This window comes from Bradyrhizobium sp. UFLA05-125 (assembly GCF_059803515.1).
In genome coordinates, this window is the sequence record NZ_JBANBJ010000109.1 from 1 (window position 1) to 22825 (window position 22825).

Annotated in this window: 18 protein-coding genes; 15 read left to right on the forward strand and 3 right to left on the reverse strand. The window is 59.1% G+C overall.

All coding sequences use genetic code 11. The features are described from left to right. The 3 genes from SO156_RS42980 to SO156_RS42990 form a co-directional block, all read left to right on the forward strand. The coding region (locus tag SO156_RS42980) for a DUF1330 domain-containing protein (RefSeq protein WP_498539061.1) at positions 1 to 447 on the forward strand (447 nt) is incomplete at its 5' end. A 2012-nt stretch (positions 448 to 2459) separates the two neighbouring features. Next, positions 2460 to 2666: a hypothetical protein gene (locus SO156_RS42985; RefSeq protein WP_458151737.1), complete on the forward strand. Its 207-nt coding sequence runs from the start codon at positions 2460 to 2462 to the stop codon at positions 2664 to 2666. Positions 2667 to 2738: 72 nt separating this feature from the next. Then, positions 2739 to 2951: a hypothetical protein gene (locus SO156_RS42990; protein ID WP_458151738.1), complete on the forward strand. Its 213-nt coding sequence runs from the start codon at positions 2739 to 2741 to the stop codon at positions 2949 to 2951. A gap of 319 nt (positions 2952 to 3270) precedes the next feature. Here the strand turns inward: SO156_RS42990 and SO156_RS42995 are convergent, their stop codons facing one another. Then, on the reverse strand, positions 3271 to 3792 hold the full coding sequence (locus tag SO156_RS42995; RefSeq protein WP_498539062.1) for a hypothetical protein: 522 nt from the start codon (positions 3790 to 3792) through the stop codon (positions 3271 to 3273). Positions 3793 to 3936: 144 nt separating this feature from the next. Between SO156_RS42995 and SO156_RS43000 the strand changes: the two genes are divergently transcribed. The 10 genes from SO156_RS43000 (at position 3937) to SO156_RS43045 (ending at position 19773) form a co-directional block, all read left to right on the forward strand. Beyond that, positions 3937 to 5205, forward strand: a complete 1269-nt coding sequence (locus SO156_RS43000; protein ID WP_498539063.1) for an NHLP bacteriocin system secretion protein — start codon at positions 3937 to 3939, stop codon at positions 5203 to 5205. A gap of 100 nt (positions 5206 to 5305) precedes the next feature. Continuing rightward, positions 5306 to 7420 (forward strand): NHLP family bacteriocin export ABC transporter peptidase/permease/ATPase subunit, encoded by a 2115-nt coding sequence (locus SO156_RS43005; RefSeq protein WP_458150809.1) that lies wholly within the window; start codon positions 5306 to 5308, stop codon positions 7418 to 7420. Next, on the forward strand, positions 7417 to 10320 hold the full coding sequence (locus SO156_RS43010; protein ID WP_498539064.1) for an NHLP bacteriocin export ABC transporter permease/ATPase subunit: 2904 nt from the start codon (positions 7417 to 7419) through the stop codon (positions 10318 to 10320). The genes SO156_RS43005 and SO156_RS43010 overlap by 4 nt, the downstream gene beginning before the upstream one ends. A gap of 2341 nt (positions 10321 to 12661) precedes the next feature. Continuing rightward, the gene (locus tag SO156_RS43015) at positions 12662 to 12862 is read left to right on the forward strand and encodes a recombinase family protein (RefSeq protein ID WP_498539065.1); all 201 of its coding nucleotides are present in this window, start codon (positions 12662 to 12664) and stop codon (positions 12860 to 12862) included. A gap of 575 nt (positions 12863 to 13437) precedes the next feature. Continuing rightward, a complete protein-coding gene (locus SO156_RS43020) occupies positions 13438 to 13953 on the forward strand; it encodes a hypothetical protein (RefSeq protein ID WP_458150811.1) in 516 nt (171 codons plus the stop codon). Positions 13954 to 14993: 1040 nt separating this feature from the next. Then, a complete protein-coding gene (locus SO156_RS43025) occupies positions 14994 to 15170 on the forward strand; it encodes a DUF6894 family protein (RefSeq protein WP_498539066.1) in 177 nt (58 codons plus the stop codon). Positions 15171 to 15508: 338 nt separating this feature from the next. Further along, complete coding sequence (locus SO156_RS43030; RefSeq protein ID WP_458150813.1) at positions 15509 to 15922, forward strand: DUF4399 domain-containing protein; 414 nt, start codon at positions 15509 to 15511, stop codon at positions 15920 to 15922. Positions 15923 to 15980: 58 nt separating this feature from the next. After that, positions 15981 to 17243: a caspase family protein gene (locus SO156_RS43035; protein ID WP_498539067.1), complete on the forward strand. Its 1263-nt coding sequence runs from the start codon at positions 15981 to 15983 to the stop codon at positions 17241 to 17243. Between the two features lie 1888 nt (positions 17244 to 19131). Further along, positions 19132 to 19332, forward strand: coding sequence for a hypothetical protein (locus tag SO156_RS43040; RefSeq protein ID WP_498539068.1), 201 nt, complete (start codon positions 19132 to 19134; stop codon positions 19330 to 19332). A gap of 255 nt (positions 19333 to 19587) precedes the next feature. After that, complete coding sequence (locus SO156_RS43045; protein ID WP_498539069.1) at positions 19588 to 19773, forward strand: hypothetical protein; 186 nt, start codon at positions 19588 to 19590, stop codon at positions 19771 to 19773. Between the two features lie 313 nt (positions 19774 to 20086). On the opposite strand, the gene SO156_RS43050 is transcribed toward SO156_RS43045, so the two are convergent. Further along, positions 20087 to 20236, reverse strand: a complete 150-nt coding sequence (locus tag SO156_RS43050) for a hypothetical protein (protein WP_458150816.1) — start codon at positions 20234 to 20236, stop codon at positions 20087 to 20089. On the opposite strand from SO156_RS43050, the gene SO156_RS43055 reads away from it, so the two are divergent. Continuing rightward, positions 20237 to 20521, forward strand: coding sequence for a helix-turn-helix transcriptional regulator (locus SO156_RS43055; RefSeq protein WP_458150817.1), 285 nt, complete (start codon positions 20237 to 20239; stop codon positions 20519 to 20521). A 511-nt stretch (positions 20522 to 21032) separates the two neighbouring features. Here the strand turns inward: SO156_RS43055 and SO156_RS43060 are convergent. Beyond that, positions 21033 to 21320 (reverse strand): hypothetical protein, encoded by a 288-nt coding sequence (locus SO156_RS43060; protein ID WP_458150818.1) that lies wholly within the window; start codon positions 21318 to 21320, stop codon positions 21033 to 21035. Between the two features lie 589 nt (positions 21321 to 21909). On the opposite strand from SO156_RS43060, the gene SO156_RS43065 reads away from it, so the two are divergent. Continuing rightward, positions 21910 to 22740: an ABC transporter substrate-binding protein gene (locus SO156_RS43065; protein WP_498539070.1), complete on the forward strand. Its 831-nt coding sequence runs from the start codon at positions 21910 to 21912 to the stop codon at positions 22738 to 22740. The last annotated feature ends 85 nt before the right edge of the window (positions 22741 to 22825 follow it).

A 22825-nucleotide genomic window follows, 5' to 3' on the forward strand; every position in this document is an offset into this window, starting at 1 on the left:
CGCCAGCTGACCGATCCGGCCCATGCCGGCGAACGTGGTGACACCCACTCAGCTACACCACGCCAAGGGACACGATCGTGGATCGGATTTCTGCTTGTTCTCGGGTTTACTTGCCTTGGCACCGTGTCGATTGCAGAGCAGCAGCATCCGGCCTTTGTCATTATTGAGCGAACTGAGACCACTGCAAGCGAATCGATCCAGAACGAGTACGCAAAGCTCGCGCGGGAAATCTTGCCGAGGTACGGCGGGCGCTACCTGGCTCGCAGCCAGAATAATCTCCTTCTGGAGGGAGCAGGCTCCGCGCCGTGTTGTATGGCTATTCTGCAATTCCCAAGCCTGGATGCAGTTCGCAGCTGGTACGAGTCACCCGAAAACCAATCGGCCGCAAAAGTTCGACAGAGCGGCGCCAAATTTCGAATCGTTGCGATTGAAGGCCTGCCCGAGTGACAGGTTGCCACGCCAAAAGTCCGCCTTCGCTGAATACACAGCGGATGCGCGTAAGGCCGCAGGTAGCGCTCGGCCGCATGGAGAGCTCACGGCCAGACCCGGGATCAGCCCAGCCGCACGGCCGCAGATCGAGCTGACGTCGCTCGATCTCAGACCTCCGCAGAAGTGATTTGAGAGAGATCGCTGCCCTTTTTCCTTCTCTCCTTGCGGGGGACGCGGGACGGTAATTTTCTAAATGAAAACAATGGTCTTTGTTTCGTGTGTCCTCCGTTGTGTCCCGATCCTACGGGGCTCCGGGGAAGGCCACTGATGCGCCCGAACTCTAGGCCGCTGTCTGTAGCACAAGGGCCGGAAAAGCGCTTGGCCGCGCTGCGGCCTTGCCGCCGCCCTCCGCAGCGGATTCCGACTTCAACTAGAATAAGCCGGTCGCCGCCGGCATCGAGCCCGTGCAGGATGGGCGCAATCCAAGAAGATCAGCGCGCCATTCCTTTGCTCGCTGAAGGCCACCGGCCCGGAGTTCGGCACCGGAATCAAACTAGCGGTCGAGCGCGGTTGGCTCGAGCTGCAAGAGAGCGGGCCTGGAGCGATGTCGTTCTAAGCCGCATCGTCTCGGCCTCGTCGGTGGTCTGCGCGGGTGTGTCTTTGAACCTTCGGCGAGCCCGCGCGCGACCACCGGAAATTCCGGAACGGCGTCAGGCCGGGATCGCGCGGCGATGGGAACCGCGCGGACAGGTTGATGCCGGGCGAGCGATCTATCAGCGCCCGCCCGGCTCTTTTTGCGAGCGCAGAGAGCCTTTAAGCGGTTGTCGCAAACGCCTTGATGTTCCCAAGGATATAGCGCGCGCAGGCGGCGTAGGTCCGCATCGTAATTGCTGGCTCGTAGGTGCTGGCAGCGTCTTGCACCGATCGAACAGATCGCCCGGCACGATATCGGTGCAATTCCAGACCAGGCCACACGCGCGCGAGATCGAGATTTGTCGCGGCACGTAGGCGATCTCGTACTCGACCGTTGGTTCCGGCAAGCTACCGTCCCACTCAAGCCAAGCCCAGAATGCATCACATGCCGTGTCCCGGACATGTCCGGGCGCGTGACCGAAACGGAGTTTAGGCATTTAGACCTCCTGTTGTTGGATAGGAGGCCAGAGCGCGCCCCGATCACGCCCGCGCAACTCTTGGCCCGGAGGCCCTGCCATGCCGCGCCACGTCGGGATCACCGACGGTGAGAGCAGCTAAGATCGGGTCGCCACTCTCGACACCATCGAGGATGATGGGCGGTTACGGATAGGCAGAGCCGCCGACGGCCGCGGCAAGCCGCGCCTTGCACTATAGCTGAGAGCCGCGATATTTGACTGATGTTCCTGTCATTCCAATACGGCCTTCGACCGACGCGCGCACAACACCGCGCGCTCGACGCGATCCTTGAGGGGCAGCGGCTGCTCTACAACGCCACGCTGCAGGACGGCCGGCGTCTTCCAGTCGGTCGAGCCATTTTGCCATCGCTCACCTCAATGCAGCGTATACGGCAGCTTGATCGCGACATACGGCGCGGCCGCGAGGGCCGCGCGATGCCAAGCTAAAGCCTGTCCTCGAGGCGATGCGGGGCAAGCCATATCGCGAAATTGCTCTGACCAGCCGCAACATTCCGCCGCCGCGCGGCGGTGATGCCTGGAATGCGATGTCAGTCATGCGCGCGATGAAGCGGCTGCGCATCGCGGGCAAATGACTCGCACCATCTGCGATCCCAACTGGATGTTGATGTGCGCGTTGTGGCAGTCGCAGCGCGTCTGAGCACACTCCATTCAGGAGAGGCTTAGGTGGCTTTCAATCACCCGCCCGGCACAAAGGCGGTCCGGCTCAAAGAAACGCACGGGCAGGCTTCTCTGCGGGACGTGATTTTTCTCACAGATAAAAAATCCGTCTTCAGGCATCTATACGGGCAGTGAGGCACTGGTTCGCTTCGAGCCAGTGTTGTTCACAAATACAGACCAAACACAAACTCTTTGGAGCAAATTATGATTCGTGAACTCATCGATACGGACCTCGAGGCGGTTGCTGGCGGCTTTGATGTGGACCAGTACCTGACCAACGTTCAGTATAACTATGCCGACCAGAGCGCCACTGCTACCTCCAGCGGCAAAAACTCGCCCGCCACCGCTGTCAACGCGATCGGTAATCAGATCAACAGCGCGACCCTGGTCGGGATTGTGAGCCACGGCTAAGTCGGGAATGCCCGCACTCTCCATGGGCTGCTCTCGAGGGGTGTGCGGGCTTTTCTCCTAAGGAGGCAAGCCATGACTGAAATCTGTGAACTAACGGAAATGGACCTCGAGGTGGTGGCTGGCGGCGGCGGGTTGGTCAACGTACCGATCAGCATACAGAACTCCGTACAGAACACCATTCCCGTGCAGGTCGCTGCGGCTACCAGCCTCGGCGGCGACGCTAACGCTTTGAACGGGATCGGTAGTGCAGGAAACTTCGGTTTCCAAGGAATCCTCGGTTCCTAACTGTAAAATGCAATAAAGCCCCCCGCCATCGGGAATGCCCGCACGGGCTGCTCCCGGGGGTGGCGGGTTTTTTTGCACGCACTTCTGCCCGCACACCCACTGCCGGCGGTGCGACAGGTTACTGGATCAATCCCCCTTAGCGCATCGAGAGCACGCGATCAAAGACCCGAAAAGCGCCACCAAGGTGTTCTCGATGGTGCTCTGCTACTCACTGGCTGATCTGGGCGCGCTTCATCGTCCACTAGGATCAGCAAATAGTCCTTCGCTGCATCTCCGGACGCGGGAGTCGCTTACTGCGCGGCGGCTTTATTCGCCCATGTCAAAGGCGAGCTCGAATGGAGGCCAATATGCCTGTCGTCGCGTCGATGATGGTTAGGGCCTGCTGAGTCTTGCCTTGCCCCAACGGATATTTGGTACACCGCTCGGATATCTGAACTAACCGTCTTCTTTCGCTGATCAGGATCGTGCTGCTCGTGTCGACGGCAAACTTGACGATATCCCGCATTGGATTTTTGTCGCCAAAGTCGGTCAGATCTTTCTCCATCGTGATCAGATACTCGTAGCTTGCTAGTTCGTCGGAGATCTGAAGAAGTTCCCGGATAGTCGAGTTGACACAGTCGGCGTCCTCGCTGGAAACATCGGGGCGCTTTACGGTTGCGACAAGGTCATTCATGAGGTTGGCAAAGAGCGGCCTAAGGCTCTCCGCCTGCCTGAAATCGCTCTCGGACAGGACGCCCGCACAGCACACACTGGGTAGGAACAGCCCAAGCCCCAAGCTTGCCGCCAGCATCTTTCGGTGCGCTCGCGCTGGGAACGAAAATCTCGTGATCAGGCCGTGCATCCCAATTGGTCCTTCCCCTGCCACCCCTTATTGTTAGATGGTTGTTTCTGTGCAAAGATCGGCCATCGTCGACTTCAGTTCACACTTGCTTTGCGTGCAGACATGTCGGCGTCTGAACCGCTCCCAAAGCCGGAGCATACGAGCATGACCGACGGGCCGCAACGGGCGTTTCGCACCGCGGCCCTAGACCGGGCTGCGTCTCCCGAGCAGCTCGATCATCTCGTTGTTATCACCAGGCCCGCTGACTGGATTCTTACCCTTGTGCTGTGCATTGCGCTTGTGGCGGCCGTGCTGTGGGGCATTTTCGGGCGCGTGCCCACTCGCGTCTCGGGCGACGGAATCCTGATCGGCAGTGGCGGTAAGGTCGTCGACGCCGTATCGGCCGCTGCCGGACGGCTGCAGTCGGTCGCAGTCACGGTGGGCGATCACGTCAGTAAGGATCAGCCCATCGCCCAGATCGTTCAAACCGACATCCAGCAAAAGCACAACGCAGCGACCGAGGTATTTCATGAACGCGAGCGGGAGCACGCCGACCGGGTGTCGAAAGCTGAAAGCGAACTCGCCGCCAAGAGCCAGAACTTTGCAAAACTTGAAATCGCCCTGCAACAGGTGATCAAGGCAACGAGCCAGCGCATCGAATATCTCACCGTCGACGTCAAGAACCTGGAGGATCTGCTGGCCAAGGGATACACGACGCGGCGCAATCTGGAAGAGCGACGCCAGGAGCTGACCGACGCGCAACAGCGTCGTACTGACGCCCAAAACGAGATTTTAAAGTTGCGGTCGCAGAAGACGGATCTGGAAACGGATCGCGGGCGTGAAATTCAGCAGTCCGAGTTTGCCCTCAACGAGGCCCGGCGGCAAATGAATGCCGCAGCCGAACAGCTGAGCCAGAACACCCAAGTGATCAGCCCGATGGACGGGCGGGTTTTGGAAGTGAAGATTTCGCCCGGTTCGGTGCTAGCCATCGGCACACCGGTGATTGCGATCGAAAGCGAAGGCGCCAAGCTCCAAGCCGTCGTCTATGTTCCCGCGGAACGGGGCAAACAGGTTAAGCCTGGCATGCAGGTGCAACTCGAGCCGAGCACGGTGAAGCGCGAGGAATTTGGCATGATGCTGGGCAACGTGATCAGCATCTCTGATTTCCCGATGACGCCGCAGGGCATGTCCGCGCTGCTGCATAACGAAAGCCTGGTTTCACGCTTCTCGCACGACGGTGCACCCTACGCCGCGACGGTTGCGCTCTATGAAGACGCCTCCACTCCAACCGGTTATCGATGGGCCGTTGGCAAGGGGCCGAACATTCATCTCACGAGCGGAACGTTGGCGCGGGCCGAGATCACAACACGCCGGCAGCGCCCCCTCGATCTGGTGATACCCCTGCTCAAGCACCTCACGGGAATTGATGGATAAGCCTTCTCCAAAGCAGCCAATCAGCGAGCGCGGTCGGCCCAAATCTTACGTCAGCCGCATGGCGAGCTGGTTGCCACGCCGACGCACCCGGCGGACACCCATGATCCTGCAGATGGAAGCCGTCGAATGCGGTGCGGCGGCGCTTGGCATCATTCTCGGCTATTACGGTGCGTGGATTCCGTTGGAGCAGCTTCGTGTCGCATGCGGCGTATCGCGCGACGGCAGCAAGGCGAGCAATATCATCAGAGCGGCGCGCCGATACGGCCTCACGGCGAAGGGCTACAGCGTCGAACCTCCGGCACTTGCCGAGCTTCCGACGCCTTGCATCATTCACTGGAACTTCAACCATTTCGTGGTCCTGGAAGGAATTGATAGAAAGCGCGCCTACATAAATGACCCCGCGAGCGGGCGTCGGCGGATCGATCTGGTCGAGCTTGATCTCGCGTTCACCGGCGTTGTCCTGGTGTTTGAACGGGGCGAAAGCTTCGAGAAGGTTGGCAGCAAACCGAAGGGCATAAGCCTGCTCATGCGGGAGCTGCGCCAATCAAAGGAGGCGGTGGCCCTGCTAGTTGTTGTCAGCATCGTCGCGGTCCTGCCCAATATTGTTGCCGCAGGATTTTCAAAAATATTTGTTGATGAAATTTTGATCCAGCACACGCGCAGCTGGCTTGTGCCGCTCCTGATCGGCATGGCGCTGACGGCCGCCTTCCGGGCCGTTCTGACCACCATACGCCAATCGCTGCTATTGCGGCTGCAGACCAAGCTCGCGGTCGTGATGACCAGCCGCTTTCTGTGGCGTCTTATGACGCTGCCGCTGGAATTCTTCACCCAACGCCACGCCGGCGACATTGCAGGCCGTATTGCAGCCAACGAACAGATCGCCCGACTGCTTTCAAGCGGCATTGCCGCCAATGCGCTCAGCCTGATGTCGGTGGTCTTGTTCGCCGCGGCCATGGCCGTCTACGACGTTAGCCTGACCGCGCTTTGCGTCGCAATCTCTTTGGTAAATGTTCTTCTCCTGCGGCTTGTCGCTTCACGCCGCCAGGAACTGAGCTATCGGCTGGCGCTCGATCAGGGAAAGCTGCTCGGGGCGACCGTGAGCATGGTGCGGACCATCGAAACCATCAAAGCAAGTGGATTGGAGGACGACGCCTTCGGCCGGTGGGCCGGTCTTCAAGCCAAAACCCTCAACGCCGAACAGAGGATCGGTGCCTCCGCCATCATATTGGACATGGTCCCGACCCTGCTCTCGGGCCTCATGATCGCAGCGATTCTTGGTGTCGGAGGCTTGCGGGTTATTCAGGGCTCCCTGACACTGGGAAGCCTCGTGGCCTTCCAATCCTTAGCATTGAGTTTCTCCGAGCCTTTCGTCAACCTCGTTAATTATTTCGGCGGCCTGCAAACCATCAAGGGAGCGCTCGAACGGCTCGAGGATGTCTACCGATACCCGCTAGCGCCGCAACCGCCGACACATGCGGATGCCTTGCCGCCCAAGCTTACCGGCCGACTCGAACTTCACAACATCAGCTTCGGCTATTCGGTGCTCGAGCCGCCGCTTTTGGCGGATCTTTCGCTGGTGATCCCTGCCGGTTCACGCGTGGCACTCGTTGGCGTGTCGGGCAGCGGAAAATCAACCCTCGGCAAGCTGATCTGCGGATTGTACAAACCCTGGTCCGGCGAGATTCGTTTTGACGGATGTAGGCTGACGGACGTCCCTGCGGACGTTTTTGCGAACTCCGTCGCCTACGTCGACCAGGACGTCTTTCTGTTTGAGGGAACCGCGCGAGACAATTTGACGCTCTGGGATTCAACAACCGACGAGCGCCATCTGTTGACAGCGGCCAAGGACGCGCTGATTCATCAAGACCTTGCGATCAGACCAGGCAATTATGACTGCCACGTCAACGAAGGCGGTACGAACTTCAGCGGCGGCCAGCGTCAGCGCATCGAAATCGCCCGAGCTCTGGTTTGCAATCCCTCGATCCTTGTCCTGGATGAAGCAACTGCTGCCCTCGATCCGATCACGGAAAAATCCATCGACGACAACCTGCGGCGCAGAGGTTGCAGCTGCATCATCATCGCCCACCGCTTGAGCACGATACGCGATTGCGACGAAATCATCGTGCTCGAACGCGGGCGCATCGTTGAGCGCGGCACGCATGAAGAGCTTCTTGCGCTTCAGGCCTCCTATGCCAAACTGGTGGCGCGCGAATGACCGATCGATTTGCCGGCGAGGATTTCGTTGGGCATCAACGCGAGGTGCCGATCGGTCTGTTACACCGGACCGCGCTCGATGCGCGGCGCCCGATGCTTCTCAGCGACCAAGAGCACGTTCTTCAAGTGGCAGCCGGTCACGTCGATTTGTTTGCAGTCCAGCCGTCAGGCACGCGCCAGCATTTGTTTCGAGTCGAAAACGGCGAATGCATTCTGGACCTGCACAATGCCTGCGAAACCTCGGGTAGCCGGTTGCAAATCATCGCCGTCGGCCCCCCCGGGACTGAGCTTTTGGAGGTGCCGCGCAGGGCTGCGTCCTTTGGTCCTGTGTCTGGCTGGATTGCCCAATTGGCGACGTTCATGGTCCGCTCGGCGCCAAACGAAGCCATTTCCGAGCTGGTGAGCGGTGAGGCGATTGAACTGCACCCGGGCGAGCGCCGTCGCGGTCCGATGCGGGACCTCCTGTGGGCACACCTCGAAACCGGGACAGCAAAGGTCATGAACGTCGGCTCGAGCTTCGCTCCCGGACAGCCTCCCTTCCCTTTGACCGGTGGGATGTGGGTGGAAGCCGGCGAGCACGGGTGCAAATTGCGTCTCGATCCGTACCCGCCAGATTCCCTGGTTCTCTGGTCCGCGATTGATCGATTCCAGGTGGCTGTTATTGCCCATCTCGAGCGCAGCCTCGCAGAGGGCGTCATTCGAGAGCGGGAACGCCTGGTCCGCCGTGGCGAACTCATTGTGTCGCAAACGCTCGACTCGTTTGAGCGGCTCTCTGATGTCGTGGTCAGAAAAGCCGATCGTACGCAATCCGAATGGGACCCGACAGACCCGCTGCTTCGCAGTTGCCGCGTTGTCGGAGAAGAACTGGGAATACCGGTTAGGCTTTCGCAGCGCGCTCAACCCACAAGACAGGCCTTCAGCGACATTCTGGAGATCGCTCGCACAGCCCAATTGCGGATCCGCCGTGTGCTCCTGCGCGATGTCTGGTGGAAGACCGATGCTGGACCGCTCCTCGGTTGGCATGGAGAGGAACGTAGTCCAGTGGCTCTGGTGCGCAAGCGGGCGAACACCTACACGGTGTTCGACCCAAAGGGCGGAAGACATCGCTTGGTCGATCGCTCCGTTGCCGGCGAGCTCAAGCCGGAGGCCATCACTTTCTATCCAGTGTTGCCGTTCCGCCCGCTCCAATATCGCGATCTGCTCGCCTTTGCGATGCGAGGCGTTTCCAGCAGCATCGCGCGCATCGCGTTGGCTGTTGTGGCAATCGGGCTACTGTCGCTGATCCCGCCACTGCTCACCAATGTCCTGGTCAATTCGGTTATCCCTCGCACCGAGATCGATCAGCTCGCTGTTTGTGCGCTAGCGCTGACGGTCACAGCTGTGGCGATGGCAAGTTTGCAGATGATGCAAGGACGGGTCACGTTAAGGCTCGAAGGTCTGCTCGACTATAAGCTGCAGGCCGCGGTGATCGACCGATTGCTGCGCCTGCCCACCTCTCTGTTTCGCGAATATACAAGCGGCGATTTGGTCGATCGCGCCATGGGCATCGACGCCACTCGCCGGATCTTCACCGGACGTGTGCTCGGCGGCTTTACGGCCTCGTTCTTTTCTCTCTTCAGCATTGGGCTGATGCTCTACTATGACCTCCGACTGGGCAGCATTGCACTGCTGCTCACGCTGATCAGAGCGGCTGCAATTCTTGCCACGAGCGCCGTGCGACTCTACTACGAAACTAAACATTTCAACCTGCAAGGCAAGGCCAGCGGCTTTGTGCTACAATTGATTGCGGGCGTCGGCAAGTTGCGGGTGGCCGGCGCAACGGAGCGCGCGTTAGCGCGATGGTCGCAACAATTTGCCATTCAGAGACAATTTTTCATCGCCTCGCAGCAAGCGGCCAACGCCCTGGGCACCTTTGACATCGCCTTTTCGATGCTGGCGACATTGACAATCTTTGCGCTTGCCTCCTACACAAACAGTCACGTCCTGCTCGATCTCGGTGCATTCCTCGCCTTTCTGGCAGCGTTCGGACAGGCCACGGCCGCGATAGGTAGTTGGGCCTCAAGCGTCAGCGAATCACTGGTGACGATTCCTCACCTCAGCCGACTGAAGCCCGTGATTTCGACCCCTGCCGAAATCTCTGAGGAACGGCGATCGCCCGGAGAGCTATCCGGAGAGATCGAACTTTCCGGCGTCGTCTTCCGCTATATGCAAGGCGGGCCGAAGGTCCTGGATGACGTCAGCCTAAGCATTGCGACGGGTGACTACGTCGCAGTCGTCGGTCCCTCAGGTAGCGGGAAATCGTCGCTCTTTCGTTTGCTGCTCGGTTTTGAGCGCGCAGAAGCCGGCACGGTGTTTTACGACGGCAAGGCGCTCAACACGCTCGACATCAGCGCCGTGCGCCGGCAGCTTGGGGTGGTGCTGCAAGATACCAAGCTCGCAACCGGAAGCCTTTACGAAAACATTTGCGGCGGCGTTGATTTGCCGCTGGAGAAGGCGTGGGAGGCCGCCCGATTGGCGGCGCTGGATGCCGACATCGCGCAGATGCCGATGGGAATGCATACGCTGGTTGCGGAAGGCGTGAATACGCTGTCGGGCGGTCAGCGGCAGCGGCTATTGATCGCCCGGGCTCTTGCGCGCTCACCACGGATTCTTCTGTTTGATGAGGCAACCAGCGCACTCGACAACCAAACCCAGAGCATCATCGGCACCTCGCTGGAACGATTGAGCATCACGCGGATTGTGATTGCGCATCGCCTCAGCACCGTGCGCAATGCAGATCGTATTGTCATGCTCTCGCGCGGCAAAGTCGTGCAAACTGGAAGCTACGCAGAGCTCATGAGCGTTCCGGGTCCGTTTGCGGATTTTGCCAAGCGGCAGTTGCTTGAACCCGGTCATCGCTAGTCTAACGGCGGGGCGGGCGATCATCCGCAAGCATCATGTGCAGCATCACAGTCTTACGACTGGGATTGTAGCGAACGAAAGCGCGTTCTTGAAAGAGCAAGATCAATTGTGTGGCTGCTGGGCATCGAGACCGTGTCGAGACCTCTTCCCGTAGTTCATTGCGCGAGGGTTCTTGTGTCCGTAAGAATTCTCGATTGATAATGAGTATCCGCTCCCCTCGGGAGGAGCAGCCCGTGGAGTGCGCGGGCATTGCCGACTTAGCTGATGGATCCAGCCTGGACCCCGGTGTTCGTCTGAGGGCCGGCCACCTGGACAACGGAGCCGCCGAGAGCAACACCGGTCTGGTTGAGCGAGTTATTCTGAAGAAGAGTCTGGGTCAACGTCGGGATCGAGATCGAAGCAACGTTGATAGTACCGCCAGCCACCGCCTCGCGCCCTACAGCGGCTCTCGGACGACAAGCTGATCCCGGATCATTCGAAGACGCGCCTGTGGCGACTTGGCCGACCAGGGTGCTCACGCCTAACGGGGATTGATCCAGTCCCTGTCGCGCCGCCGGAAAGCATGTCGATGCGGCCAATGCCGCTACCAGTTGCGTAATACCAGCGCCCGTCAGCCCAACAGGTGGCGTGATGACGCGCGTGCGCACATTACCGCCGCTTGTTCAGCTGACATCAACGTATGATTGTTGTGCTATCTTTCGTGGGTGTCCCACCGACGCAGGGGACTGTCCTAGGGCAACGCTTGCTCGAATTGAGGGGGCCATCGCCTGAATTGAAATCGCGCAACAGGAGGGAATGCCACGAGACACAATTACAAAATCGCAATGGTATTGATCTTCGCCAATATGTCGGTTTCGGCTTTTGCTGGCGACAATCTGAAAGGCACCTATGCCGTCGCTGGCACTTCGACATGTCTAGTGGCCCCGTCTGGATTTGCAAACGACAGCGAGGGAAATCCGACGATTGCGAATGGCACCGATAGCGCTTGGTACTGGGCAACTTCCAGGCTCGATTGACTTTCAATGGCGACGGAATTGGCAGTACATCTGGAACATGGGGGAACATGCCTCCGCCGCCGCCCGCCAAAGCCACAGTGAGTGCTGGCGCTTTTTCGTACTCCTTCATTCACACTCCCGTCGTAAACAACTCCTTTACCGCGATCCCGACGCCGAGGAGTTACAATGCTACGGTCAATTACGGGCCAACCGCTGGCCGCCAGGTCTCGACTGATGCTTCTTATCATCGCGTGTATCAGCTTTCGAATGACCAGAAATACGGCACGGTCGCCAATACAACACCAGAGCTTGAACGTTTCTCATGGTCGGAAGGCTCTGAGACCAAAACTCTTGTTCGTATCTGTTACATTGCAGGTAATCTAGCTCGGCTGGACTGATGAACTTTAGGTAGGGGATGGGATCGACCAAAGCGAATCGAACAGAGGCCGCCGACTAACAACCTCTTTGGATTGCGCCAACCGTGACGAATTCGGGCACCCTCGAAGTCGGCCACAAGATGCCAGGTTCGGGTCATTGCCGGGTACGGCTCGGATCAAGCATATGATTATGCTTCGCGTCCAAGAGCCGACATTGTGTGCTGATGATTGCACCCAAAATAGAGGCCCCGACGATGCACGTCGGGGCCTCTCGAGGATCAGCAGGCTCGGGTACATCCGCCGGACTTCTGATCATTGACGCTGCATTACCGCACTCAATCTAGCGCAGACTGTGACCAGGGGCACTCAGGTTGATACCTCCTTGCGCCTCTGCCTCGTAGTTCGCGACCAGTTCGCCGGACCGAACGAACTGGTCGCGTGCCCGGCAGCCCTACATCATCCCTGACGTACCCTCCACGTTGGGTCACCGGGAATTCAATCATCGCGTAAGCAGCCCAAACGCCCAAACCTCCGCCTAAGCCCTTGCGCCGACCTACTACCCACGACAGCAGCCTCGATCCCATCAACCGCTGACGCCGTTGCCGCGACGTCGTCATTGTCCTTGCCCTGAGCGTAGGGGCTCGACCCATAGCGCGTGGCGCTAAATCCCATCACCGACGGTCGGCTCCGGCCTTGACTTGCCGCAGTGCCGTACATCACAGTCGAGGAGAGGCCGATATGTTGTCATCCAGCAGTTAGCGCACCGTAGCAGTTTACTGTTCGCGGTAAGCGCGGCGGGACAGGTGGCCTCCTCAGCGCCTGTCCCGCTGTCCCAACCCTCTTCGCCCGCGCGACCGCTGCCGGCCCCCATTGGCGATGGCTCGGCGTAGTCGCCCCACTTCGCCGGCGCCCGTTGAATTCACGGGCTTTTCGCGAGCATCAAAATGAAGCTCCACGTTGGAGCAAGCCATGAAGCGTGTCGGCATTTATCTGCGTGTCAGCACCGACGGACAGACCACGGAGAACCAGCGCCGCGAGCTGGAGGCGGTCGCCGAGCGCTCGGGCTGGGTGATCGTCGGCCTCTACAAGGACGCCGACGTCAGCGGCTCCAACGGCCACAACAAGCGTCCTGGCTTCGATCGGCTGCTGAAGGATGTCACCGCCCGCTAGATCAACATGATCACGGCCTGGAGCGTTGATCGCCTCGGCCGCAGCTTGCAGGATCTGGTCGCTTCCTGGCGACCTCCAGGCCGTGAAATAAGTGCGACCTGTACCTGCACCAGCAGGCGCTCGACACCACGCCCCCCTCGGGCGCACGATGTTCCAGATGTGCGGCTTGTTTGCCGAAGTCGAGAAGGCCATGTCGTCGAGCGCGTCAATGCCGGCCTCGCACGCGCCAAGGCAAACGGCGTGAAGCTAGGCCGTGACAGCCGCAAGGACGGCCACAGAAGCGCTGATGAGAAGCGCTGGGGGATGAAAGCAGGGTCGAGCTGCAAAGACGCATCAGGCGGCTGCGCAGCGAAAGCAAGGGCATTCTCACGATCACCCGCACGATCGGCGTCGGCACCAGCACCGTGCAGCGCGCCCTGGAGGCGTCATGACTGACCGCCGGGTCGATTCAAGAACTTCCGGCGCTGAAGGCGCGCTCATAGATCGAACCCATAGCCATTTCTGAGTGATACAGCGGTTGCGGCTTTATGGTGGCTACGAACGCCACGAAGCACAGCGCTAAGAGCGCGAAGGTCATGAGACTGAAAGTGTGGTTCAGGGTCACCTTCGCTCCATTAGTTCTAGAACTGTATCATGCGAACCGCACCATGAAGAGATCGACCCGAATCTTCCGTGACGGCACTCACAAATCTCTGTCTTCCCTGCCCGGTGCTGCAGACAAGTCAATCTCTTCAAGGTCAATCATGATCACGACTCGCCTAAACTGCGGCTGCCCGGCTGATAAAGCCGGAGTTCTGCTGACCACCGAGCAGATTGACGGCGGTGGCGTTAGCGCCGACAGCCACAGCAATCTGCACGGCAATGTTTTCCTGTATGAAAATATTGCCGAAATTGACGATATTGCCGAAATTGCCGAAGCTAAAAAGCCCGTGATGCCCATGATGCCCGTGATGCCCGTGATGCCCTCCACACACAGCGTCGAGGTCCGTATCGATCAGTTCACGCATTTCACTCATAAATTTCCTCCTCAGGGGTTGCAATCAACAACATGTGGCTCGAACCATACTGAAGGGTGGCTTTTCTATCTGTGACGGAAATCACGGGCGGCAATGGCTTGCTCACGGCCCACGTGTTCGATGGGAATGCCGCTCGACATACTCGCGGCCATCGCACGCAACGAAGACCGCCGCCGCCGGCAGGCGCAAGGGTAAGCCAAGACCAGCGCAGAGGGCCGCCGATGTCGAGCGTAACAAGGCATTTCCCGCATGCTGCCAAGATTGTCGCAGAACGCTATCCCGTCCGCCACGGCATGCAGCCGCGCCACCATCGCGAAGTAGCCAAGCAAATGGACGCTGCGGGACTCAGGGAAGGCAGAGGAGGCTCTACATTGTGAGCGCCGTCACGGAAGATTCGGGTCAATCTCTTCATCATCGGGTTCATGGCTGCATGATGCAGCCCCAGACAAAAAGGCGGCGAGGAACACGGATGAACCTAAACTGCATTTTTAGTCTTATCATCTTCGCAATCGGAGCGCTGTGCTTCGTGGTGTTCATAACCACCCTAAAGCCACCGCTGCATCGCTCAGAAATGGCCGTGGGCTCTATTTATGGCCGCGGGGTAACGACCTAGACTAGCCGATAAATATAGAAATGCTCGTACGGCCCTCTGTAGGTCACTGGCGGGGCAATTCAGCCCCGCCACTAATCGACAGGCTTCCGAGCCTCTTCCCTATGTCGCGTTTCCAAGCACTGCAAGATGATGCAGCGTTCTGCTGCTATCTCCGACGGCAATGCGCCCGGTTCCAGCGATGGCGGGCGCGGCCGAGGGGACGCAGGTACGACAGCTGCCGCGGAGGTTCGGCTAACGACGGGGCAGCACGGCTGACGCCCCAGCCATCGGCCTAGCGCTGACGTTGGATCCATGCCTCGTCCGTGAATGTGAGTTGAGGCCGGACCGATCACAGCCCCGCGAGGCTCCCAAACCGCACGATGTTGCGGATGATCACGGACAATCCCTTTTGCGGCCCAGTATGTCTCTGGCATGCAGGGTCGAGCTTGCTCGCCCGGATGTTGCAAGGAGGCGTACATGACTCCGGTCTATTTCCATGGCTCGAACGCTAAGGGAGTCACTGATGGATCGTCGCGGTACATTCGTATCCGACCTGATCGAGGCGTGTGAGGAGGCCACCCGCAGGGTGCGATCCCTCGTCGTAGCCGCCAATCTGGATGAATGGCGGCAGTGGGCCCTGCATGTCAGCGACGAGATTTTCGTTCTGCCGTTCGCATTCGTGCTCGGCAAGCCGCACTGAGAGACTGCCATGCTGTCAGAGCCATCATTCATACTTCTTCGTCAGAGGTGAATGCGATCACGACAGCAATCATCCGGCGTGCCTTCGCCGGAGCGATACTCGTCCAACGGGACTTCCGTCGCAGCCCGGACACAATCGAACAGCCTGCTGCTCCAAACGGTACATTTGGGAAGACTACGTAAAGCTCTTGCCTCCCGGAATCGTGCAGCGGCCTCTCTAAAGAATTTGCGGATTGTGAGAAAACTCACAGACAAGACGGCGGATTTCATCTTGTGATCTCCGGTCGGCTCTAACGATCGGGAGTATGCACACGTCACATCCAATGTTGCATAGCAGCCGTGACCGGCAAGGCGACGGTCGCGCCGCGGCTTCATCTATCCCAAGAACGGCTTCTATATTTCTCCGAACCGGTGATCCGCTTCGGTTTGTTGAACATGGGCGTGGCGCCCGCGGGCTACGACAAACCCAACACCTGTCATCATCGTTTGCTTGTCGATGCCGAGTTGCCTTCGCTCGACCAGCCGCTCCTGAACTACTTCAACCACCTGCACTTCGGCGCTGGCCAGATCGAAGCGAAGATCACGCTCCCGATCGGCCAGCACAAACTGCGCCTCCTGTTCGCCGATTTCGCCCGCGTGCCGCTCGATGCGGCGATGTTCTCCGACATCATCAACGTCACCGTGACGGAGAACGGCCAGCCGCCGGCAAAGCGCAAATACCGCCATCGCTCCTCGCGGAGTTACGGATATTGATGCAGCAATGAAACCGCGCCGGCTCTTGATCCACGTCCTCTGCCTCATCGTCAGCGCGATGTTCGCCGATGCGGCCGCAGCGGAGCGTCGCGTGGCCCTGGTCGTCGGAATCTCCGCCTATACGAACGCACCGACGCTACCCAATACCGGCAACGACTCCAAAGCGATCGCAGCGCTGTTCAAATCTATCGGTTTCGACGTCGTCATTTCGCGCAACGATCTCGGCGTCGTCGACTTCAAGCGCACTGTGCGCGAGTTTCTCATTACTGCAGAGAACGCCGATGTGGCGGTGGTCTATTACGCCGGTCACGGCATCGAGATCGGCGGCATGAATTATCTGATACCGATGGATGCCAAGCTGAGCCACGACTACGACGTCGACGACGAGGCTATCGCGATCGATCGCATCATCTGGGCGCTGCAACCGGTACGTCGCCTGCGTTTGATACTACTCGACGCCTGCCGCGACAACCCGTTTGCGGCCAAGCTGCGATCCGCAAGTCGCTCGCCGACCAGAGGCGGGCTCGCGAGGCTTGATGAAGTCAGTGCCGATACGCTGGTGGCCTACGCCGCAAAAGCCGGCTCAATTTCCTACGACGGCGACGGCGTGAACAGTCCCTATGCGACCGCGCTGCTGAGATACCTTGCCGAGCCCGGCGTTGACATTCGTATCGCACTTGGTCGTGTCCGCGATGCGGTTATCGCCATGACCGGTGGACGGCAGGAGCCGTTCATCTATGGTTCTCTCGGCGGCGCAACCATCTCCTTAGTGCCCCAGTTGGGTGCAACAATTGTCGCGCCGGCACCGCCGCCCCTGGCCCCTCCGCCAGTTCTGGCGCCGGCCGCGCCGAAGCCGACCGTGATCAATCCAACGCCGCCAAGCGCGCCACCGGCTGCGAAGGCGGACCTGCCCAAGCCGCCGCTTCCCGCGCAGCCCGCCCCCGAAATCACGGACCCCTGTGTCCGCGACGAAGCGAGGCTGGCTCGTCTGCGCGCCAACCCAGCGCCGGACGAGATCACCAACTTCCAACGCGAGGTCACCTGCAAGCGGCTCCGTCCACAAGTGCAGCGTCTGTTTGAGAGTATTGATAGCAATACCGCTCCGCCTTCTGGCGGAAATGCGGCGCCGCAAGCCGCTCCGAAGCTGCAGGCACTGAACGAGTCTGCCCGCTTGGAAGATACTTGCACCCGCGACATGGCGCGGTTGCTGAGCGTGCGCGCTGAACCTACGTTTGAGGCGATCACCAAGTTCGAGCTGGAATTGGGCTGCGAGCGGCTCCGGTCCCAGCTCCGCCGATTGCGCGAGAGCGTCGCTCCTTGATCTCGTCTGGACACTTCGCGATGTGTCCATGAGATTTCCCGATTGAAATTAGTGCCCCGCAAGGCCTCTCCTGGGAAATTGCCGGTCACTCAAATACGAGACAACATTCGCTCGAGCGCGTCGCTGTTAGGATCAGTCGCGTTCGAAGACTTTGGCGCCAGGGTAAACTCGGCGGGCGTACATAACGACCAGCTCCCGGTCCTGAGTCTCCAGGAAGGGAGTTCGGAGCTGGCACGACCCGACGACAAGGTGCCACAAGCCATTAAGTCTTTGAATCACGATGCTCATAGTGTGTTTCTCGAAGAACCCCAAACAACTGTTCGACGAGACACTCTTACAAGTCACGCGTTGGGGCCGTGATCCCAATCACATATTGCAGAGCGTAATTCGAACCCTCACTATTCGATCACCGATGGATCGCCTGCTTTGCGCTGATTCAGGTCTGCTTCAAGCATCGATTCGAAGATTATGATCGGCAACCAAAACACAAGCATGGCAATTTCCTCCGTCGCATAACAACCCTCGGCTTTCGGAGCTCGTTCCCAAAATAAACAGCCGAGTGCCAGGAACGTTTTCGTTTCTTATCAAACTACTGCGTAGTTCTTCGCTGCTTTGCGGCGCGAGTAGTTCGCCGGCTTTACGTGGTTGAGAAGCCGCACCGACCGCAGCTCGGCCTGTTGATCGCTCGCAATCGTCGGAATTCCTAGAACCTGTACGCGTCGCCGTGTGCAGCATAGAGGAGCTGAGCGTGCGGGACCGAGACGACCGATCACATCCGCTACCTCACCGGTCTAGTGCTTCATCTCCATAGCCAATCGATCAGCATCATAGCAAGACCGCGGCTAATTTCCGCGGTCAATGAAGGTCACCTACCCGCCTGATCTCAATGGCGCCCCAGATATGGTGCAATGAGCAAGGCGGCAACGTCCTATCCCGCCACCGTCGATTCGCATTCAATCCCGGCGCGGATGTCTTGCTGTCGCGATCTTCGGTGCCACATTGCTCGCCGCGGTGATGCCTAGAAACGCCTTCGTCATGTGGCCGAAGTTCCAGTGACGCGCATCACGGTCGTTGACCTTGGGATCGGCTATCCCGGGCGTGTGTTGGAATACACCTTGCTGAGACAACCGTTACTGTTCGTTGAACCTTGGAGGTTAAATGGCTCGGATTAGAATTTCCCATAGCTGGCGGACCGTTCGCGGTGCGCATATCCGTATCGTCCACCGGCGTAAGGTTGCGGTTAAGTCGGGCTCAAGCGTTTCGCAGATTTGCATGTCAGGGAATGGCCAATTATTGCGGCTCAGGGGCACCCTGGGGGTGAAGGCATCGCCATCGTCGTAGTCGTTATCCTGCTAGCGGTGGCGACAGCAGTTGGGCCGCCTTGGTCGGCGGCCTCTTTTGTTTCAGTCCTACCGCAACCGTCGGCGGTGTGCCGCCAGCCGCTGGCGGCGCTTCTTGCGGTGATATCGGCGCCCGCCGGCGCTTCAACATATCTTCCTCGAGGTCAGCGAGATTGGGGCAATTTCTGTGGGTTGAACAGGACGAGCCAAGATCAGAGCTGCTCCGCTGCTTTGCGACGCTACTTCTCAATCAGCGGCTTGGGCCGACGACTCGGCTTGTCGGGGATGAAGGATTGAGTTATGCGGGCTTTCTCGCTTCTGGCGCGTGGGAGCGTGGCTACGTCGAGGACGGCGAGAGCCATGGCAAGTATTCTCCACCGAGCATCGTCAACGAGCCTTGACTGGCGATAGGGCCCTACACGGGCGGCTGCGATCTTTCGACGCGCTCTGCCTCAGTCGCCTCCGCCAGACGCACCTTCGACGCTGTCACCCGCCACGCGTGCGCGGAAATCCGGGCAACAAAAGGTTTCAAATACAGGAGCCAGGAAATGACTCTTCTTTCAGTTATCGGCTGGGATATTATCGGGTGGGATAGCCTCACGCCACAGGGCATTCGGTTCGGCATTGCGACCATCCTTGCGCTGTTAGCGGTGGGCCGCCCCGGGCCGTCGGTCTTTGAGCTTTTTGGCGGCCTAATCTGCGTCCTGGGTGCTGGCCTTATGGTGGCGCAGGCGGTCTCGCTTGGTTGAATCCTCGCTGGCGGGTTTGCTCTCGACACCCACCCGGATGGTGTTACGAATATTTCAAAGGACGTTGCCCCCCACTCTCTTCAGTGAAATTACAGCAAGGCGTCACATATGATATGATGGCAAACTGATGATTTGCACCACAGGGGTCGGTATGAGTGATCTGGTCTCACCTGAACAACCAGCCGGCGAGGTTGCTCCGCTGCGGCCTAAGCCGGCGGAGGAGAGCCGAGATCAAAGGCAAGGAGCGTGTGCCCAATGATTACCCAACTGATTCCGAAGCTGATGCCTGATGATACCATTGAATGGTCTGACGGCGAGCGCGCAAAGGTCGCCTGGGTCTCGGAAGACGGCAGCAGATTCCGCGTACATGGCCTGCCGACGCTTTTGCGCGCGACGGACGCCTTCACGGTTGTCAGCAAACGAGTGGATATTCCGGATTGAACGAGCTGTGGGCGTTAGCGTCGGCCGGCGCTGCCTCACAGGGCTCGGTATGAGTGATCTGGTCCCATCTGGCCAGCCGCCGGGCGAGGTATCGATGAACCCATTTCGGCGGACTGCGAACGCGCGATTCAAAGCCTTGTTCTATCGACAAAAAACGTCAAAAAGTCCCGCAAGATGGGCGCGCCCTTTCTTCTCTTCCCGATCCTACTGACCTGCCTGGCGGGTGTGGTGGTTTGGTGGTCGTCCGTTCTCGATGAGGCTCGGTCCCCACTTGGGATGCGCCATCAACTTTTAGGCGGATAGCGACGAGATATTATTTCCCGCACCGATCGGCGCGTTGCCCGTCGTTGGAGCCGATGTCCATCTCAACAAGCTGCTGCTTCAATATGCTGATGAAGCCCTCGGCAACCGAGCGCCGCGACGAACGGGCATCCGATCTCGCGTTGAAGATCAGATCGCGCAATTGCTTCCGCACGGCAAGGCCAATGCGTCAGAGATTGCGCGCCGCCTTGGCATTAGCCGCCGCACCCTTGCTCGTGCATTGTCCGACGAGGATACAGCCTTTTCTGGCGTGCTTGGGGAGTTTCGGTGTGCGCTTGCCCAACGCTATCTCCGGGAACGAGACCTTCCGATTTCCGAGGTCGCTTGGCTGTTGGGCTATAGTGAGGTTAGCTCCTTCACACATGCCTTTGCTCGCTGGACTAGGTCGACGCCAACAGCGTTCCGCAATCTAAGAGACGTTCGCTGAGCTTCGGCGCGACGCTGGCTCAAAATCTCAATTTTTTGGCGCATGATAGGGAGCTTTTTTGGCCGCAATGCGCTAACGCCCGGAGCCATGCAAGCACGACAAAAAGCGGCTGCGATAATCAACACACTCGCACGAAAGCATCGCGGTTCACTAGGGCGCGGCTCCAGACTCCTGAGGCGATATGATCCGTTGTTCGTGGCTTCGGTTGTTTGGCTTGCGGCTTGGTTAGCTGCGATGGTCTGGATGTTGTTCAGATTGTAGCCCGCCCGGTCTCACGGGCTAACATCGTGCTTATTGCAGTCAGATCGCTTTCCGGATGTTTTATTTTGAGCAGCGAAACCGTATGCCTGATTTGTAGCCAACCCCGAGTGCTCAGGGGCGCTTTTCCTGTCGCAAAGGGTTTTGACCTAGGTTTCTACGAATGCGTCAGCTGCGGCAGCGACCTGTTGCTTGTTGCCAGAGCGTCCAAACCATCGGTACCTAAGCTAGGGAGAGGAAGACCTTCTCGCAGTCAACAGCTCAAGGCAATTGACGCAGCGCTAAAGAAATTTGCTCGGATCGCAGTTGCTCCAAAACAGAAAGGCCCGCCAGCGTGACGAGCACGCTGGATCTTGAGGTCGGTCTTCGGCTTCAGCTTGAGCAGCGCCGCCATCGCACCGGCCACTGGCCGGACGCCCAGTGCCGCACGCTGCGCTCGCCGAGCTGGAGCTTCTCGGCGAATTCTCTGACCGTTGGAGCGGTGGTGCTCGGAGCCGAAGCCGAGCTTTTTGAGAACGGCGTTGAACTGGTCGGCAGTCATGCTGCCACTCCAAGGGCCCGACGTGCAGTGCGCTTGCCTGAACACGCGGCCCTAGGCACTCGCAGATGATGTCCTCCAGCTCGATCTCTTCGGCAGGCTTCCGAATGTCAGAAGAGTAAACGGTGCTGGTCATCGGCCCCTCGCGAGAGTGTGCGGCAGACAGACCGTCGTTCCACAGCAACCCATTTCCGTCGCAGGCATAGGGATCGCTGCCGCACCAAATTAATCGTACCACGACCCGAAAGGAAACCACCATGGCCCAGCGGGCTCGCCCTGTTCGTCGTCAAGACCGCAGCGGCGGGAAGCGGGCTGCGATGTTGGTAGATGCCGATAATACCATCGGAGTGAGGTCGAGCCTGCCCATAGGCGACATGAAGGCGCACTAGGCGTCCCACAAAGTGCTACTCTGCAATCCTACTGGCGTGGTCCTTGGAGGGAGGGACACATGCGGCGGAGGGAATTCATAGCGGCTACTGCAGCACTGCTTGTTTCGCCACGACGTTCGTGGGCACAGGGACCGCCTCGCCGGGTTGGCTATCTTGATACCGCGCCCCTGTACTTGCCAAACTACAAGGTGTGGCAGGACAGCATGCGCGATCATGGTTGGATCGAGGGGAAGAACCTGATCGTTGATTACCGATCCGCCGAGGGGCACGCCGAGCGCGTAGTGCCTCTAGCGAACGAGCTTGTCGCGCTCAAGCCCGAAGTGCTCGTTGGCCCGAGCGCGCAGGAAGCCCTAGCCCTGAAATCGGCAACTGCCAGCATTCCGATTGTTTTCTTTGCTGTGGTCGAGCCCGTGCGGCATGGCCTCGTCCAAAGCCTGTCGCATCCCGGCGGCAACATAACGGGTCTAACATCCCTCGTACCGGGAAATTTCTTGAGCAAAGAAATACAAATCCTGCGGGAGATGGTTCCTGCCGCCTCAAAAATCGCGGTCTTGGTCAACCTGAGCAATGCAGATCACAGGTTCATCGTAGCCGAGGAGTTGCCCGAAACCGCTCGGAAGCTGGGCGTCACTATCCCGGTACTGGAGGCGACCACGGTGGAGGAACTCGACATTGCCTTTGCTTCTGCCGCGGCCCAGCGCGCCGATGCAATTTTTCCTTTTGCCGATGAATTGACCGTTAATCACGTCACACGAGTTACCGCGCTGGCGGCGGAGCATCGTCTGCCCGCGTTCTACTTCTTCCGACTGTTCACCACCAATGGCGGTTTGATTTCATACGGCCCCGATATAGCCGATCTGCTCCGGCGTGCAGGCGGCTACGTCGATAAAATTCTCAGAGGCATCAAGCCTGCCGATCTGCCGGTAGAGCAGCCGACCAAGTTCGACCTAGTGATCAACCTCAAGGTTGCAAAGGCGCTTGGCCTCGAAATACCTGCCTCATTGCTCGCCCGCGCCGACGAGGTGATCGAATAGAGATGCGATTTGCAGCGCCGCATAAGGCCGGTGATGGCCCTTCTGCGACGACTCCGCACGCCTCGCCGGTCAGTGGAACGGGATT